The sequence below is a fragment of the Natronocella acetinitrilica genome (genome assembly GCF_024170285.1).
Lineage (GTDB): Bacteria > Pseudomonadota > Gammaproteobacteria > Nitrococcales > Aquisalimonadaceae > Natronocella > Natronocella acetinitrilica.
Genome location: NZ_JALJXV010000006.1, coordinates 168828 through 185640, shown reverse-complemented (window position 1 = coordinate 185640; position 16813 = coordinate 168828). Strand labels below are relative to the sequence as shown.

Annotated in this window: 15 protein-coding genes; 6 read left to right on the top strand and 9 right to left on the bottom strand. The window is 63.4% G+C overall.

The window, feature by feature from the left end:
• Positions 1–105: 105 nt before the first annotated feature.
• Positions 106–1047, top strand: coding sequence for a D-2-hydroxyacid dehydrogenase (locus tag J2T57_RS13390; protein WP_253479113.1), 942 nt, complete (start codon positions 106–108; stop codon positions 1045–1047).
• Between the two features lie 69 nt (positions 1048–1116).
• Positions 1117–1887: an SDR family oxidoreductase gene (locus tag J2T57_RS13385; protein ID WP_253479111.1), complete on the top strand. Its 771-nt coding sequence runs from the start codon at positions 1117–1119 to the stop codon at positions 1885–1887.
• A gap of 239 nt (positions 1888–2126) precedes the next feature.
• On the opposite strand, the gene mnmM is transcribed toward J2T57_RS13385, so the two are convergent.
• Positions 2127–2687 (bottom strand): tRNA 5-(aminomethyl)-2-thiouridylate-methyltransferase MnmM, encoded by a 561-nt coding sequence (gene mnmM, locus J2T57_RS13380; RefSeq protein ID WP_253479109.1) that lies wholly within the window; start codon positions 2685–2687, stop codon positions 2127–2129.
• Positions 2684–3727 (bottom strand): NAD(P)/FAD-dependent oxidoreductase, encoded by a 1044-nt coding sequence (locus J2T57_RS13375; RefSeq protein WP_253479107.1) that lies wholly within the window; start codon positions 3725–3727, stop codon positions 2684–2686. Before J2T57_RS13375 ends, mnmM begins: the two co-directional genes overlap by 4 nt.
• An 84-nt stretch (positions 3728–3811) precedes the next feature.
• Here J2T57_RS13375 and rimO point away from each other — a divergent pair, with 84 nt between their 5' ends.
• Positions 3812–5158: a 30S ribosomal protein S12 methylthiotransferase RimO gene (rimO, locus tag J2T57_RS13370; protein WP_253479105.1), complete on the top strand. Its 1347-nt coding sequence runs from the start codon at positions 3812–3814 to the stop codon at positions 5156–5158.
• Positions 5159–5213: 55 nt separating this feature from the next.
• On the opposite strand, the gene J2T57_RS13365 is transcribed toward rimO, so the two are convergent.
• The 3 genes from J2T57_RS13365 to J2T57_RS13355 all read right to left on the bottom strand — a co-directional run bounded on the left by J2T57_RS13365 (position 5214) and on the right by J2T57_RS13355 (position 7289).
• The gene (locus tag J2T57_RS13365) at positions 5214–5663 is read right to left on the bottom strand and encodes a MarR family winged helix-turn-helix transcriptional regulator (RefSeq protein ID WP_253479103.1); all 450 of its coding nucleotides are present in this window, start codon (positions 5661–5663) and stop codon (positions 5214–5216) included.
• A gap of 92 nt (positions 5664–5755) precedes the next feature.
• Entirely contained in the window at positions 5756–6628 is an 873-nt protein-coding gene (locus J2T57_RS13360; protein WP_253479101.1) for a DUF72 domain-containing protein, read from the bottom strand.
• Positions 6621–7289, bottom strand: coding sequence for a TetR family transcriptional regulator (locus J2T57_RS13355; RefSeq protein ID WP_253479099.1), 669 nt, complete (start codon positions 7287–7289; stop codon positions 6621–6623). The genes J2T57_RS13360 and J2T57_RS13355 overlap by 8 nt, the downstream gene beginning before the upstream one ends.
• 217 nt (positions 7290–7506) lie before the next feature.
• Between J2T57_RS13355 and J2T57_RS13350 the strand changes: the two genes are divergently transcribed.
• The 3 genes from J2T57_RS13350 to J2T57_RS13340 are packed head-to-tail and all read left to right on the top strand — an operon-like array spanning position 7507 to position 13254.
• Positions 7507–8694, top strand: a complete 1188-nt coding sequence (locus tag J2T57_RS13350) for an efflux RND transporter periplasmic adaptor subunit (protein ID WP_253479097.1) — start codon at positions 7507–7509, stop codon at positions 8692–8694.
• Positions 8694–11837, top strand: coding sequence for an efflux RND transporter permease subunit (locus J2T57_RS13345; protein WP_253479095.1), 3144 nt, complete (start codon positions 8694–8696; stop codon positions 11835–11837). Before J2T57_RS13350 ends, J2T57_RS13345 begins: the two co-directional genes overlap by 1 nt.
• 10 nt (positions 11838–11847) lie before the next feature.
• Positions 11848–13254, top strand: a complete 1407-nt coding sequence (locus J2T57_RS13340; RefSeq protein ID WP_436262708.1) for an efflux transporter outer membrane subunit — start codon at positions 11848–11850, stop codon at positions 13252–13254.
• Here J2T57_RS13340 and J2T57_RS13335 read toward each other — a convergent pair.
• The 4 genes from J2T57_RS13335 to J2T57_RS13320 are packed head-to-tail and all read right to left on the bottom strand — an operon-like array spanning position 13249 to position 16756.
• On the bottom strand, positions 13249–14301 hold the full coding sequence (locus tag J2T57_RS13335) for a PA0069 family radical SAM protein (protein ID WP_253479091.1): 1053 nt from the start codon (positions 14299–14301) through the stop codon (positions 13249–13251). The genes J2T57_RS13340 and J2T57_RS13335 overlap by 6 nt on opposite strands.
• Positions 14302–14352: 51 nt before the next feature.
• Complete coding sequence (locus J2T57_RS13330; RefSeq protein ID WP_253479089.1) at positions 14353–14841, bottom strand: hypothetical protein; 489 nt, start codon at positions 14839–14841, stop codon at positions 14353–14355.
• A gap of 9 nt (positions 14842–14850) precedes the next feature.
• A complete protein-coding gene (locus J2T57_RS13325; RefSeq protein WP_253479087.1) occupies positions 14851–16089 on the bottom strand; it encodes a sensor histidine kinase in 1239 nt (412 codons plus the stop codon).
• Positions 16070–16756 (bottom strand): response regulator transcription factor, encoded by a 687-nt coding sequence (locus J2T57_RS13320; protein WP_253479085.1) that lies wholly within the window; start codon positions 16754–16756, stop codon positions 16070–16072. The genes J2T57_RS13325 and J2T57_RS13320 overlap by 20 nt, the downstream gene beginning before the upstream one ends.
• Between the last annotated feature and the right edge of the window lie 57 nt (positions 16757–16813).

Sequence of the window (16813 nt, the reverse complement as noted above, 5' to 3'; positions counted from 1 at the left end):
TTGATGCCAAGCATGATACCCGCTAGGGGTGCCCCTGTTCACGTTCGCCGGCAATGCTAGAGTGACGCCATCAGTCGAGCAGACCAAAGGGGGCGCGGCCCAGGCATGACACGAGACATACTTCTACTGACAGACGAGGCGGCGCGCTATGCCGAGGCGCTGGAGGAACGCGGTCTCAATGACGTGACCCTGCATGTGGCGGAGTCCTTGGATGAACTCGACGATCAGGCCCTGGCCGCACCGGTGGCGCTGGGCAAGCCGGCCTTGCTCTGCAAGGTGATTGACCGCATGCCGGCACTGGAGTGGGTGCAGTCCACCTTCGCCGGTGTCGATGCGCTGCTCGATCCGGCACTGCGTCGCGACTACCGCCTGACCGGTGTGAAGGGGGTTTTCGGGCCGCTGATGAGCGAATATGTGCTTGGCCAGATCATCGCGGTGGAGCGTGACTTCCGTCGCATGGATCGTGCTCAGGCGGCCGCCCGGTGGGAGCCTTTCCCTTACAGCGGGCTGCGGGGCCGGACCATGGGTATCGCCGGGCTTGGCTCCATCGGCCGGGACATTGCTGCCACGGCGCGACACTTCGGTATGCGGGTGCTTGGTTACAAGCGCTCACCGGGCGAGGTCGAAGGTGTTGACGCCGTCTATGCTGGGGCCGACTTCGCGGAGTTTGCGGCAGCCGTCGACTACCTGGTGTTGGTGATGCCCGCAACAGCCGAAACAGAACACGTGATCAATGCCACGACGCTCAGCGCGATGAAACCGTCGGCCTGGCTGATCAATGTCGGGCGCGGTGCGCTGGTCAATGAGGCGGCGCTGGCTGAAGCCCTGGAGCAGCGCCGCATCGGCGGAGCCATTCTGGACGTGTTCGAGGAAGAGCCACTGCCGGGCAGCAGCTCGCTGTGGAAGCTGTCCAACGTGGTGATTACGCCCCACGTGGCGGCGGAGAGCTTCCCCGAGGACATCGCAGGAATCTTCGCCGACAACTGGCAACGGTTCCAGGGCGGCAAGCCGCTGCTCTACGAGATCGATTTCGAACGGGGCTATTGAGTCAAAGGGAACTCCCGGTGGAAGGATCGGGACTGAGTGCAGTGTCTCATTGCCACCGGGAGTCAGCCCATGTTCCGACATTTTCCAGACCAGTTCACGGCCCTGATCCAGGGTGCCAGCCGGGGCATTGGTCTCGAGACCGTGCGCCAACTCCTCAATGCGCCGCAGACGGGGCTGGTAATCGCCACCAGTAGAGATCCGCAAGCAAGCGCTGGCTTGCAGGCCCTGGCAGACCAGCATGGCGAGCGGCTTGTGCTGGTGTCCATGGATGTCAGTGACCCGGATGCCATCGCCCAGGCGGCAGATGCGGTCGCGCAACGCATCGAGCGCCTGCATCTACTCTATAACGTGACGGGCATACTGCACGACAACCAGGGGTTGTCCCCGGAAAAACAGCTGGCTGATGTCCGGGCAAACAACCTGGAGCAGAGTTTCCGCGTCAATGCCATGGGGCCGATGCTGGTGGCACAGGCGTTCTCGCCCTTGATGCTGCACGGTGCGCCAGCGGTGCTGGCCAACATGTCGGCGCGGGTTGGCAGCATCACCGATAACCGTCTTGGAGGCTGGTACGCCTATCGCGCCGCAAAGGCGGCCCAGAACATGTTCACGCGGGGGCTGTCCGTTGAACTCGGCCGGAAGTCGAAGGCTCTTGCCGTAGTCGCCCTGCATCCCGGCACCACTGACACCGAGCTGTCCGCGCCTTTCCAGAAACGTGTTCCCAGCGACAAGCTGTTCAGTGTAGAGCGAACCGCCCGCCAGTTGCTCGAGATCATCGCCGAGCTGGAGGGCAGGGACACCGGTCGCTTTATTGCCTGGGATGGGGCTGATATTCCGTGGTGAGTTCCATCAGTCTGATGGGTTCGACAGCTTCGGGTGGCTGTTGCTCGGGACTGATCGGGGAACGGTATACGGGTGCGCCGCTCGGAGACACGCCGTGAACCCATCCCTGGGGGCTCGACAACGACATCCCTGTCGCTGACGGTCTCTGAGCGGCGCACCTGCACCCCGTTTGTGCAATGTGCATGGGTACACGTAGGGTGTGTTAGCGCGCAGCGCGTAACGCACCACGACAACGATTCTCAAACCCGTTCGACCAGATAAAGCCTCGGCGTGCTCTCCGTAGGCGGCGTCGGGTTCAGCAGCTGCCATCGATAATTGGCCGACAAGCGCTTGCACCACGCCTCCACAGCCGTGGATTCCGCGTCTCCCCCTGGATGTCCCGTGTACGCGAGCACTGTCATCCGGCCACCGCTGCGCAAACGGCTGGTGGCGGCCTCCAGGGCGACCATAGTCGTCCCTGCGCTGGTGGTGACAGCATGGTCGCCGCCGGGCAGATAGCCCAGGTTGAACATCACCGCATCCAGCGGTCCGTCAACGTGTGCGCCAAGCTGCTCATGGCCGGCATGCAGCAGCGTGACCCGGCTCGCAAGTTCGCGGGGCAAGCGATGCCGCGCTTCGGTCAGGGCCTGCTCCTGGACGTCGAAACCCCAGACCTTGCCAGCGGCTCCCACCCCTGCGGCCAAAAACGCCAGGTCATGACCGTTGCCTACCGTCGCATCCACGGCTTTCCCGCCCTCGCGAAGGGCCGGTGTGATGGCCTCATGGGCCAATCTGGTCAGTGAAACGCGCTGGCCCATCATGAGATCCACGGGTTCCAGGCGTCGGGTAGGCTCTCGCCGTGGCTCAGATGCCGGGCGAGGGTATTTGCGCAGTGGGGTCCGAGCAAGGTGCCCCGTGACCCCAGACCACTGAACAGGTAGAGAGCCCTGTCGCCGGGCAGGCGGGCGCAGAAGGGAAACCCGGTGTGGCTGCCGGCACGGATGCCCGCCCGCTGATCGACTACCTCGGGCTCACCCGGCGAAGCCAGCAGTCGATCCAGGGCACGGAGCAACTCGCGTTGGTTGGCGGCGCTGGGTTCAAGGTCATCCAGGCAACGGTCATAGGTGGCGCCGAGCCAGTAGCGTCCGTCGGTCAGCGGAATCAGGCTCTTGCCGCGATTGACCGCATAGGATGGCCAGCCGTCTTGTCCTTCCAGAGTGAGCGCCACACCCCGGGAAATACGCCAGGGGAGGGCGTCGAGGCCGGGCAGGCGCCGGGCGGCGGCACCCTGGCACAGCACAACTGCGCGGGCCCGGGTTGACCCCCAGCACATGCCGTCCGGCACTGTCTTGAGATCAGCGGTATCGAATGTGGCCTCCAGCAAGTTGCCGCGCTGATGCAAGTCTTGCCGGGTCTGCTGGATGTATGCCGGCAGGTCAACCTGGCCAGCGTCGATTTCCACGTGTCCCGGTGCGGCGGCGAGCCCCGTCGGGCTGTCAGGCCTGGGTTCGCTCAGCACGGCGGCAACGGCCGGATCGGCTCTACGCTGTTCGACCCGTTCCGCCTCATTTGCCTGGCGGAAAAGGCGGATCAGCCGCTGCCGCCGATAAAGCCGCAGCCCCATGCTCTCCGATAGACCGAGCCAGGTACTTCTTGCTGCCCCGAGCCAGGTATTCAGGGGAGTCGGCGCCGTGTACCGTGGGCTTGCACAGGGGTTCATCGCTCCCGCCGCCGCCATGCTCGCGGCTTGATCCAGGCCGGCATCAACCACCACGACGCGCTGCCCCAGTCGGGTAAGCGCATGGTAGAGCAGGCTACCCGCCAGGCCCTGTCCGACGATGATGACATCCACGTGCCGCATCCGGAATTTCCCCCTGCGCCGGGCGTTTGCGTGAGAACTCGGCGGCCAGTAGCATACACGCTCGCCGCAAGAGGTCGATGGTCCATGTCTGTAGTGACAGAGGGTGTTTCCGCCCCGAACCCCCGTATCGGTTTTGTCAGTCTGGGCTGCCCCAAGGCCCTGGTGGACTCGGAGCGCATCCTCACCCAGCTGCGGGTTGAGGGCTACGAGGTGGTGGGTGGATACGATCAGGCCGATCTGGTGGTGGTGAATACCTGCGCGTTCATCGAGTCCGCCCAGGAGGAATCGCTGGATGCCATCGGTGAGGCCCTGACCGAGAACGGCAAGGTGGTGGTGACCGGGTGCCTGGGAACCAAAGAGGGACTGATCCGGGAGCGCTTTCCGGATGTACTGTCCATCACCGGCCCCCACGATTACGAGGCGGTGATGTCGGCGGTGCACCGGCAGCTGCCGCCGCCACCGCGCAGTCCCTATCTCGATTTGCTGCCGGCCAGCGGCGTCAAACTGACACCCCGCCATTACGCCTATCTGAAGATCTCCGAGGGCTGTAATCACAAGTGCAGCTTCTGCATTATCCCGCAACTACGCGGCAAGCTGGTCAGCAGGCCGGTGGAACAGGTTGTGGCCGAGGCCGAACGCCTGGTCCGGGATGGTGTGCGGGAGCTTCTGGTGGTGTCCCAGGACACGTCCGCCTATGGCGTCGACACCCGTTACGAGACGGGCACGATCCGCGGCCGGGAGTATCGCGCGCAAATGACGGATCTTTGCCAGGCTCTGGGCGAGCTTGGCGTCTGGGTGCGTTTGCACTATGTCTATCCCTACCCGCATGTCGACGATGTCATCCCCCTGATGGCAGAAGGCAAGGTGCTCCCATACCTGGACATGCCCCTGCAGCACGCCAACGCGGATGTCCTGCGGGCCATGCGTCGGCCGGCCGGTGGCGAAGCGGTGCTGGAGCGGCTGCAGCGCTGGCGGGAGACCTGTCCGGATCTGGCCGTTCGCTCGAGCTTCATCGTCGGCTTTCCCGGTGAAACCGAGGCCGCTTTTGAAGAACTGCTGGATTTTCTCCGTCAGGCGCAAATCGATCGTGTCGGCTGCTTCGTCTATTCGCCGGTGGAAGGGGCCAGGGCGAACGCTTTGCCTGGCTGGGTGGATCCCGATGTTGCCGAAGACCGGAAGCGCCGCTTGATGGAGGTGCAGGCGGAAATCAGCAGCGAGCGGCTGGCGAGGCTGCGCGGACGTGATCTCGACGTGCTGATTGACGAAGTCCACGAAGACGGAAGTATCGGACGGAGTTTCGCCGATGCCCCTGAAATTGATGGTCAGGTCCATCTGCCGGGGGTCGGCGGTGTGCGTCCCGGTGACTTTGTGAAGGCCCGCATCGTCGAGTCGGATGACCACGACCTGATCGCCGTTCTCGCCGATGATTAGTGTGCGGCGTGTGGTTCGACGTTGCGGATGCTGCCCGGTGCCTCCGGTATCGGGATCAAGGGTTGTCGCGGAAGACCTGGCGAAGGCGGCCTAGAAAGGCGATACCCGTCTCGATTTCCTCTGCCGTCAATTGCTCGAAGCGTTCCTTGAGAAAATCCCTGTGGGCTGGGAAAACCCGCTGAAACAGTGCAGCCCCCTCGTCGGTCAGTCGCGCAATGGTGCTGCGCCGATCCTGGCGTGACGGAACCCGCTCGACCCAGCCCCGGGCCTCCAGTCGATCAACCACACTGGTCAGGGTGGTCTTGTAGAGCAGGGTGCGTTCGCCGAGTTCCTTGAAGGTCATGCCATCGGTGTTGCCCAGGGTTGCGATCACATCGAACTGTGCGGGGGTCAGCCCCTGCGCCTTGATATGGGGGATCGCATAGCCCTCGAATGCCTGATATGACTCGACGAGTTCACGCAGGAGTTTCATGTACGGGTCACGCTGATCGGTTGGTTTGTTCATGAATTTTCAGTCCATTGTTAATCAGTCCAGTATCGGACTGAAATGTAACATCCAGCGTGAATCAGTCACAGCCTGCGGCAGCGATTCGACACCTACGATCTGTCGAACAGGCCTGGTTGCCGAACCGGTGCCTCTCTTGCGGTTTCCTCGCCGCGCACCATCGCCATGAAACGGCGGCAACTTGCCGGTGCATGGCCGGCAAAGCCGTTGTTGAAGAATCCGAAGACGCCACCCGGCGCTGATTGCGCCGCCAGCGTCGTGCTTAGTTGCCGGTACCACCACTGGAGTCGTGGCTGCGGATCCAGGTGCTCGCGTCCCAGGTCCGGGAACTGCTCGTGTTGGCCGAGCCAGCGCAGGTACAGAAAATCGGCCGTGCGCGGCGCTGACCTCGGCTGGTAGCAGCCCTGGGGAACGCGGTGGGGCGGTAGCCCGGCGACGGAACGGTCAGCCTCGTCTGCCGTGACCCAGGCAATGCCCAGTTCCTGGAACAGCTCGGCTGTCTGGCGATGCCACCAGTCAGCGTGCCGCAACTCCACCGCATAGCGACAGTGTCCTGTCGGCAGGCCGCCGAGCAGGCTTTCCAGTTCCGCGAACCGGCGGAACCGGAACGACGGCGGAAATTGCAGAAGGACGACCGCGAGCTTCGGGCCCAGCGGTTCCAGTGCCTTCAGCAGTCGGGGAACCGTGCGCTTGGCCACCGGGCCGTCCAGTTTGAGTTCACCGTGGGTCAGGGTTTTTGGCGCCTTGGCGGCAAAGCGAAAACCCTGGGGCACTGCGGCGGCCCAGGCGCTTGCCCGCTCCCTGGGAGGAATGGCATGGAAGGTGGTGTCCAGTTCCAGGGCGTTGAACTGCCGTGCGTACCAGCCAAGTCGCGCGGCTGCCCCCAGGCTGCCGGGATAGAAGCTCCGTCCCCAGTCCGGGAAACTGAACCCGGTTGTCCCCAGATACCAGCGCTGCTCACTCATTGTTGGTTTCCAACGGTCGCGGTGCGCCCATTGCATCGTCTTCCGAGCGCAGCAGGCCGCCAATCAGGGCTCGTGCGACGGGAATGCCGTCCTGCTCCAGATGGAACTGGCTCGGATCCCGTAACCAGTCCGAGTATATCCCCAGCATCAGTGAGCGAAAGGCCCAGACAGCTTGCTGCGGCGTCAGACCGGGACGCAGTTCGCCGCGCTGCTGGGCAGCTTCGAAATAGGTTTCCAGAATTGTCTGCACTTCACGATTGCGCAGGGTGCGGCTGGCGGAGACCTGCGCCGTCTCGTCGGCCGCCTCGCTGCGATGGAAGAGGATGGTATAGACACGCCGGTGCTGTTCACTGTGTGCCAGTCGGTCAAGCGCATCCACCGCAAGTCGGATCAGACCATCGCGTAGGCTGTCCTTGTCCACACCGATGTGCAGCGCAGCCGTGATGTCGGCCAGGGGGGTCTGCACGCGGGCAAGCATGGCTTCGAAGACATCACCCTTGTCCCGGAAGTGCCAGTAGATGGCGCCCCGGGTCACGCCGGCTCGCTGCGCGATCTGCTCCAGGGAGGTTCGGGCCACGCCTCGTTCCAGGAAGATGCACTCCGCTGCGTCCAGGATGGCGGCGCGGGTTTTTTGTGCGTCTTCCCGGGTTCGTCTCGCCATGACGGATCAGCAGCCACATTGACCGATGGATCGCCTATGTTGTTAGGTGGCGACAGGCTATGCAAGCGAGCTGTAAAATCATACATTCATGCCTGTATGTAAACTCCACCCGGTCCCGTGTCGGTACCGGTCGTATGAGACACGGTGAGGTATCGGAATGCGGTTGACGATGTTCGGCGGGGCAGCGCCACGGAGGTGCTGGCTTCTCCTGCTTGTGATGCCTCTTGTGCTGGTTGGTTGCACCGCGGAATCCGATGAGGGTGACCCGGAGGAGGATGTGGCCGCCGAAGTGACGGTTCGGGTGGCCGAGCATGAACCCGTTCTGGTCTCCCGTACCTACACCGGCCGCACCCGGGGCTCTCGACAGGTCGAATTGCGTGCCCGGGTGGGCGGCATTCTGCACAGTCGTGCCTATACCGAAGGCGCGCTTGTCCAGGCCGGTAACGCCCTGTTCCAGATTGACGCCACGCGTTATGAAGTGCGCGCTCAACGGGCTGAGGCTGAAGTCGAGCGGGCCGCAGCCGAGGTTCGCCAGGCGGAGCGGGAGTGGGAGCGGGTCTCCGAGTTGTTCGACGACGACGCCATCAGCGGTCGTGAGCGTGACGAAGCGCTGTCGGTGCTGGAGCTGGCGCAGGCGGGTCTTGCGCTTGCAGAAGCCGATCTGGCGGACACCCTTATCGATCTCGAGTACACCACGGTGGAAGCGCCCGTTGACGGCGTGGCGGGCCTGGAGGAGTACCCGGAAGGCAGTCTTATCGATGCCGGCACCCTGTTGACCACTCTGACCCAGCTGGAGCCCATGCACGTGCGGTTTTCACTGCCGGAATCGCATATGAGCCAGTTCGGTTCGCAGATTCGGTCCCGGGCCAGCTTTCGGGTCGCTCTGACGCTGCCCAACGGTGATGAATACCCGGAGCTGGGCGATATCGACTTTACCGATGCTGCCGTTGACCCGGCCACGGGCACAGTCCAGGTTCGCGCCGTATTTCCCAACCCGAATCGCGTCCTCATGCCCGGGCAGTTCGTTCGCATCACGCTGTCAGGGCTGCATCTTGGCTGGGGGATTCGCGTGCCCCATCGGGCCGTAGTCGAGGGAGCCTCCGGGCCGCTGGTGTATGTCCTGGACGAGGATGACAGGCCCCAGGGCAGGCGCGTGCTGCTCGGACATGACCTGGGTGATGAGGTGTTGTTGTCCCAGGGCGTCTCGGACGGGGACCGGATCGTGATCTCCGGAGTGGCGGCCCTGGAAGAGGGCGTGGCCGTGATTCCCCAGGAGGAAGAACGCGACGCTATCGAGAGTCCCCAGGTGCTTGGCGTACTGCCCCCTGCCGATGTTGACGTCTATCCAGAGGGTCGCAACGGGGAGGACCAGTCCGAGGAAGGCCAGTCCGAGGAAGACGACTGATGCTGCGGTACTTTATCGACCGCCCGGTTTTCGCCTCGGTTATCTCCATATTGGTCGTGCTCGCCGGGATGGCGGCTGGTCGCATGCTGCCGGTCACCCAGTACCCCGATATTCTCCCGCCCCAGGTCGTGGTCACGGCGAGCTATTCCGGCGCCAGCGCCGAGAACGTCGCGGACACCGTGGCTGCGCCACTTGAGGCCACCATCGACGGCGTCGACGGCATGGTCTACATGCGCTCCATCTCCAGCGATGACGGCAGCATGGAACTGGTCATCACCTTCGAGGTTGGCACCGATCCGGACCTCGCTGCCATCAATGTGAGTAACGAGATCCAGGGCGCCATGGGCCGCCTGCCGGAGACCGTCGCCAACGCCGGCATCGAGATCGAAAAACGTTCCCCGGCCATGCTGCAGATGGTCACCTTTTCATCCTCGGACGGCAGTCTGGACGCCCGCTTCATCAGCGACTACGTCTGGCGCAACGTCTACACCGAACTGCGTCGTGCCCCGGGTATTGGCGACCAGACGTTTTTTGGAGCCCAGATCTACTCCATGCGCATCTGGCTGCGTCCGGACCAGATGGCGGAATACGACATCACTGCGGGTGATATTCGCGATGCGATTCGGGACCAGAATACCCAGTACGCGGCGGGGACCTTCGGTGCAGAACCGAGTCGGGCGGAGCTGGAGTTCACCTATTCGGTCACCACGCCGGGACGGCTCTCCGAGGTGCAGGAGTTCGAGAACATCATCCTGCGCAGCACCGAAGATGGCTCCGCGCTGCGCCTGAGTGATGTGGCCAGGGTCGAACTGGGCGCCCATTCCTATTCCTTTCGCGGCAAGCACAATGGCAGCGAGACGGTACCAGTAGGGCTCTACCTGCTCCCGGGGGCGAATGCGCTTGAGACGGCCCGCGGGGTGCGTCAGATTCTCGAAGAGCTCGAACCAGAATTTCCCGACAGCCTAGAGTATGCAGTCCCGTTCGATACCACGACGTTCATCGACGCCGCGCTGAGCCGTGTGCTGCTCACCCTCATCCAGGCGCTGATCCTCGTGGTCGGTGTGGTCTATCTGTTTCTGCAGACTATCCGCGGGACCCTGATCCCGGCGATCGCAGTTCCCGTGTCGCTGATCGGCACACTGGCGGGCATGTATCTTTTCGGCTTTTCCGTGAACATGCTGACCCTGTTCGGACTGGTGCTCGCCATCGGCATTGTGGTGGACAATGCGATCATCGTGCTGGAGAACACCGAGCGCATCATGCGGGATGAGGGCCTCCCGCCTCGTGATGCCGCGATCAAGACCATGGACGAAGTCGCTGCACCGGTTATCGCCATGACGCTGGTGACCGTGGCGGTGTTCGTTCCCGTCGCATTCATCGGTGGCTTCAGCGGCCAGATGTATCAGCAGTTCGCCATCACCATTGCGGTGTCGGTAGCGATTTCCGGGTTGGTTGCCCTTACCCTGAGTCCAGCCATGTGCGCCCGCCTGCTGTCGGCGGAGCGCCGTCGCCCAGCCTGGCCGTTTCGCTGGTTCAACAAGGCCTTCGACAAGTTCACGGATGTCTATGTCGGCGGTGTCCGGCTGCTGCTCAATCACAGCGTCGTCGGCGTGCTTCTGTTCGTGGTGCTGGTTGGAGCTATCGTCGGCCTGTTCCGGATCGTGCCCGGTGGCTTCGTGCCCGACGAGGACCAGGGATATGTGTTTGCGGCGGTCGAGCTGCCTGCGGCGTCATCTTTGCGGCGAACGGAAGAGGTCATGGATCGGCTGGGCGATGTTGCCGGCGACTACGACGAGATAGCTGATGTCGTGGCATTCTCCGGTCTGGATCTGCTGTCTGACGGCATGAAGAGTTATACCGGTGCGGCCTATATCACGCTGGATCATTGGTCGGAGCGGCGCGGTGCGGGGCAATCCAGCGACGCAATCGTTCAGCGCCTGGAGCGGGATGGGCGACGCATTGGCGATGCCAACGTGACAGTGTTCAATCCACCCCCGATCACGGGTATTTCCACCACGGGCGGGTTCGAGGCCTATCTGCAGAGCAGACATGGCGATTCCGTGGAGGACGTGCTGGCCAAGACCAACGAGTTTATCTCCGCTGCCAGGGAGCGTCCGGAACTCGCCGGCGTACGCACCCTGCTGACGACGCAGGTGCCGCGTTTCGAGGTTGACGTCGATCGCGAGCGGGCCTGGGCCATGGGTGTCCCCATCGGCAACGTTTTCGATGCCATGCAGAGCACATTCGGCACGCTGTACGTCAATGACTTCAACATGGCGGGGCGGGTCCTGCGGGTGCACATGCAGTCGGAGCCGGAGTTCCGTGAGCGACCGGCTGATCTGGATCGCGTGTTCGTGCGCTCCGATAACGGCAGTCTGATCCCGTTATCGACGTTGATCAGCGTGGAACGGACCCAGGGCGCCGATATGGTGGAGCGCTTCAACGTCTACCCCGCCGCCCGGATCATCGGTGAACCGGCAGAGGGCTACAGCACCGGACAGGCCATCGCGGCCATGGAGCAGGTGGCCTCCGAGGTGCTTTCCAACGACTACCTGATGAGCTGGACCGGCGCTGCCTACCAGGAGCAGCAGGCGGGTGGCGCCTCGGCGCTGGCCTTTGTGCTGGGCCTGGTCTTTGTATTGCTGATTCTGGCGGCCCAGTACGAACGGTGGAGTCTACCCCTGGCCGTGGTCACAGCCGTCCCGTTCGCGATTTTCGGCGCCTTGCTGGCACTGCTGCTGACCGGGCAGAAGAACGATATCTACTTCCAGATCGGTCTGCTGGTGTTGATCTCCCTGGCCGCCAAGAACGCCATCCTGATCGTGGAATTCGCCATGCTCAAGCGCAAGGAAGGCCTGAGCCCCATGGATGCGGCAATGGAGTCCGCGAGACTGCGTATGCGACCGATCATGATGACCGCCATCTCATTCATTCTCGGCAGTGTGCCCCTGGCGCTTGCAAGCGGTGCCGGGGCCAACAGTCAACAGGCCATCGGTATCGGGATCATCGGTGGCATGCTGAGCGCCACCTTCCTGGCAGTGCTGTTCGTGCCCATGTTCTATTACCTCATCACCGTGGGGACGGAGCGCCTGCAAGGCTGGTTCCGCCGTGAGCCAGCAACTGCCGGGGGCGACAATGCTTAGAGCGGCGATGTTGTCAGTCTCGGCGGCGGTGATGACTGCCTGCGCCGTCGGTCCGGATTACGAGCGTCCGGACATCCTGCTGCCGCAGGACTGGCCGGAAGAGGTCCGCAGCCCCATGGATGAGGAGGCCAGCATTGGCCAGTGGTGGACCCGCTACGACGATCCGGTGCTGAGCGAGCTGGTGGAGCGGGCCCTCGAGAACAATCTGGATATCGGCCTGGCTGCCGCCCGGGTGGCGGAGGCCCGGGCCAGCCTCGGCTTTCGACGGGCCGAGCAGTTTCCCACTGTCAGCGCTTTCGCCGAGGCCGAGCGCGATGATCCGGGCCTGACCGGTGGCGGAATCGACCAGGAGTTCGTTGTCGCCGGCGCCCTGAGCTACGAGCTTGATCTGTGGGGCCGGCTGTCCCGCGATACCGAGTCCGCCCGCGCAGCCTTGCTGGCAACGGCATTCAGTCGCGATGCCGTCCGCCTGGCGGTGGTTACTGACCTCGTAGCCAGTTATTTCGATTACCGTGCCGTTGTGGAGCAGATCCGAATCACGGAGCGCACGATTACCTCCCGCGAGGAGTCGCTGGAATTGGAAGAGTCTCGCTTCCGTTCGGGCGCCACCACCGAGCTTGCCATGCGGCAGGCGGAAGCAGAGCTTGAAACCAGTCGTGCGGAACTGCCTGGCCTGCGGGCCGAGGCCGAGCGGGGCAGGCGGGCGTTGGCCATATTGGTGGGTGACAGCGAGGCCGTGGGCCGCGGGCTGGGTGGGCTTGGTGACTTCGGTTTACCGGACCTGCCCGACAGCGTTACGGAACTCCCCCGTGTGTTGCCTGCAGAACTGCTGGAAAGGCGACCGGATATCAGGGCGGCGGAGTCATTTCTGATCGCCGCGAACGCGGACATCGGCGTTGCCCGGGCGCAATGGTTGCCCCGGGTCGATCTGCTGGCCATCTATGGCACCGGTGCCACGGCCGCCGGCGATCTCTTCACGGGGCCGGCGACCTTGTGGGAGTTGCTGGGCACGGTGACCGCGCCGATTCTGGACTTTGGCCGACGTCGTTCGGCTGTCGAGGGCGCTGAGGCGCTCTATGACATCGCCGAGCTTCAGTATCGCGCCACCATACTGGATGCTATCCGTGAAGTGGGGGATGCCTGGACCCTATTGACCACTGCGGATGAACGTCTGGAGGCGCGGGATCGGGAAGTGGCCGCCCGGGTTGAGGTCGTCAACCTGGCGGAACGGCGCTATGGAGGCGGATTTTCACCGTACCTCGAAGTGCTGGATGCCCGCAGAGCCCTGTTTGACGCGGAACTGTCACGGACCGCGGCGGCGCGGGATCGACTCATCGCGACAGCGACTCTTTATCGGGCGTTGGGCGGTGGTTGGGAAATCGACGAAGAGCAGGCAGCACTCGAGAGCGCGCTATAGCAGGGAGAGTTGCGGGCTTGACGCTCCCGGGTTGCGAAACTGACTGCAGTCCAGGCCACGGATATCCCGCCCGTTCAAGCCATGTCGCCGACAGGCGAGTCGAAAACGCTGTTCAAGCAGCTTGGTCCAGTGGCTGTTTCCGCGCATGCGATGGCCGAAACGTGCGTCGTAATCTCTGCCACCATGGGCTTCCCGCAGCCGATTCATCACTCTGCGTTCTTCGCCGGGCGCGTGGGTCTGTAACCATCGCTGGAACAGTGCAGCAACCTCATGGGGTAGACGTAGCAGGACATAGCCTGCACTTGCCGCTCCGTGTTCTGCAGCAGCGCCAACCAGGCCCTCCAGTTCCGCATCGGTGATGATCGGGATCACCGGCGCAATCAGGGCGGTGACTGTCACGCCAGCGGACGCCAGCATTCGCATGATCTCCAACCGTCGGCCGGGGGATGCCGCACGCGGTTCCAGGCTGCGTTTCAGGGCAGGACGCAGGGTGGTGAGGCTGATGCTCACCGAAGCCAGGTTCATGGACGCCAACTCGGCGATGAGTTCCAGATCCCGGGGCAGATGCGCGCCCTTGGTAATGATATGCACCGGGTGTCTGGCTTCCAGCAGCACGGCCAGTAATTCGCGGGTGATCCCGTGCTCACGGTCGATGGGCTGATAGGGGTCTGTATTGGTGCCAAGAACGATAGGGCGACACTGGTAGCCCGGTTTGGATAACGCACTTCGCAGAAGCGCTGCGGCGTTGGTCTTGGCGCTCAGTCGGGTTTCGAAATCCAGCCCCGGTGACAGGTCCAGCCAGGCATGGCTGGGGCGGGCAAAACAGTAGATGCAACCATGCTCGCAGCCACGATAAGGATTCATGGACTGCTCGAAGGGCACATCCGGTGATTGGTTGCGGGTGATGATGGAACGGGCCGTTTCCTTGCGCACCGTTGTCTCGGCCTTGCGGGGCGGGCAGTCATCGAGCCCCTCTTCCGCCACAGCCTCGATATGCTGGCGATGAAAGCGGTTATTCGGATTCCAGTCGGTGCCACGCCCTTTCATAGTGCTGTATTTATATACAGTAATTCCCATTCGGGCAAGAATAACCTCTGATCACTCCTCGGCAAGCGGAATGATGCGTTGGGCTTCCGTGGAGGAGATGCTCGCGACACAGCGGCCTTCGGAAAACTGGAACAGGCTGATCAGCCAACCGCGGTCGTGGATGCAGAAGCCGATTCGACCGGCAAGCCAGACGGGAGCAAGCGTGACCGGACTGCCCTCGGGGTTCTGTTCGGCCAGGGTTCGCAGGGCTTCTGCCTGCTCCGCCGTGCCGGCCGGGTTGAGTTCCCCGGCGGCGGTTTCAACGGCGAAGCCGGCGGGCAAGGGCAGGCGGCAGACAATGTCCAGGGCGTCGGGCACGTCTTCCGGGCCGTTGCGAACCAGCACCACGGCGTCATGACTGGTGAGCAGCAGGTAAAGCGGCCCGCGATAGCCGTCGCCGCCGCGATAGTGCTCCGTTGCGAACGCATGCCGCCAACCGGGCACCAGCCAGTCCAGCTTCGGAACGAGAAACCCGTTGACACGGTGGAATCGCGTTTGCATTTTTCGCCCTCAATCCTGATAACGCCAGATGGCGTGGGTGCCCCCCGAGGGTGGGCATTGCAGTGTCAGTGTCCATCCGTAGCGCTGACAAAGCCGCTCAATAAGCGAGAGGCCAAGACCATGGCCACCGTTTGCGCTGGCAGGCTGGGTTTGCGGCAGGATGCCCACGCCATCGTCGTCGACGATAAGCCGATTCGCCTCCACGATCACCCGGATCCGAGACGCGTTGGCGTGCTGCAAGGCATTGCGGACCAGATTGCCGATCAGTACATCGATGACCTTGGTTGGTACCGGGAGCGCAGGTGTCGCGCGAGCCTCCAGACTGACCTGATGCTGACCCGCGCCTGCCGCGGCGATCTCGTCCTCGATGACCGCCCTGGCACGGTCCACCACGCTGACCCTCTCTATCTCTTTGAGATCTGCACCCTCTCGCAACAGCGCAAGTAGCGTCGCGCTGGTCTCTTCCATGCGGCGGCTTGCCGTGATCAACCGTCCCAGGGCCTGACGGGAGCGCAATCCGAGCCCCTGGTCGGCTTCGATCAGCTCGGCCGCATTCTGGATGATGGTCAGTGGGGTGCGTAGCTCGTGACTCACGTCCGCGGAAAACCGCTGCTCGCGCTCCAGTGTCTCCCGGGCATCGCGGCGATAGCGCTCGATGGCGCGGGCAAGCCTTGCCACCTCGTCCTGTTCCCGGTCTGACGTCAGGGCAGTAGTGCCGGGAGGGTTGTCCTGCTCTGCGGTGACCGCCGCAGTGAGGCGCTCCAGGGGAGTGGTCAACCAGCGGGCAAGCCAGTAGCCAAGCATCAGTGCCACCACCGTGGCGAGCAGCGCGCCGGCCAGGCCATAGCCCAGGGCGAATCGCTCGCGCCCCTCGATGTGGGAGACATCCTCCACGACCACAAAGCGACCCGAAGGGCCTTCCCCCACCGCGACCATCCAGGCCTCAGGGCCACTCTCGTATTCGTGGATTCCAGGTGGCAACTCGAACAATGCTGAGGGGATATGCTCCGGAGCCGCGGTGGTCAGCAGGAACATGTCCGTCTGGTTGTCCACATCCTGAAAGCGATAGCGCTGGGGCTGGTCGAGTGCGGCCTTGAGTTGACCTTGAACCAGGCTGCGCGCCCCGCGTTCCTGGGCTTCCATGCTCAGATAGAGCAAGGCCACGCCGATGAGCGGGCCCAGGCAAAGCCCGGCGACCGCAAAGGCGCAGAGGATTCGAAAGCGCAGACTATTTCGAGATGGCAGCATCGTCGAACAGCCGATATCCAACGCCATGCACCGTATGCAGCAAGGGCCTCGCAGCGTCCTGATCGATGGCCCGCCGCAGGCGATGGATGTGCGCACGCAGCGTGTCTGAGCCGGGTGGATCGTCGGGCCAGGCCTGTCGTTCGATCTCCCGCCGCGAGACCACCCCGGGCGAGGCGCGCATGAGAATGACGAGAATGTCATAGTCCAGGCGCGTCAGTGTCAGCACTGCACCGGCCCGGCTGGCGGTTCGCGTGCGCTCATCGACGATCAGGTCGGCCACCTGCAATTGCGGCTTGTCCAGGCCGCCCCGGGCGCGTCGCACCAGTGCCATCAGCCTGGCTTCCAGTTCCCGCAACGATACGGGTTTTACCAGGTAGTCGTCGGCGCCAATGGTCAACCCCTCTACGCGCTGATCCACCGTGGATCGCGCCGTCAGCATCAGTATGGGAGTTGCGTGCCCTTCCTCTCGCAGGCGCTTGCAGACTGTCACGCCGTCGAGGCCGGGCAGCCCGAGGTCCAGCACGATGACGTCGGGGTGGGTGGTCACCGCCAGATGCAGCCCCGAGAGACCATCCGCAGCGCAATCCAGAGAATGGCCGTGGGCCTCAAGGTAGTCCACCAGGTTTGCTGCCAGATCCCGGTTGTCTTCAATGATCAGCACGTGCATGTCGTGATCATACAACGAACCGTACAAACCACCTGCGTCGTTGGCATGTCACGAAAA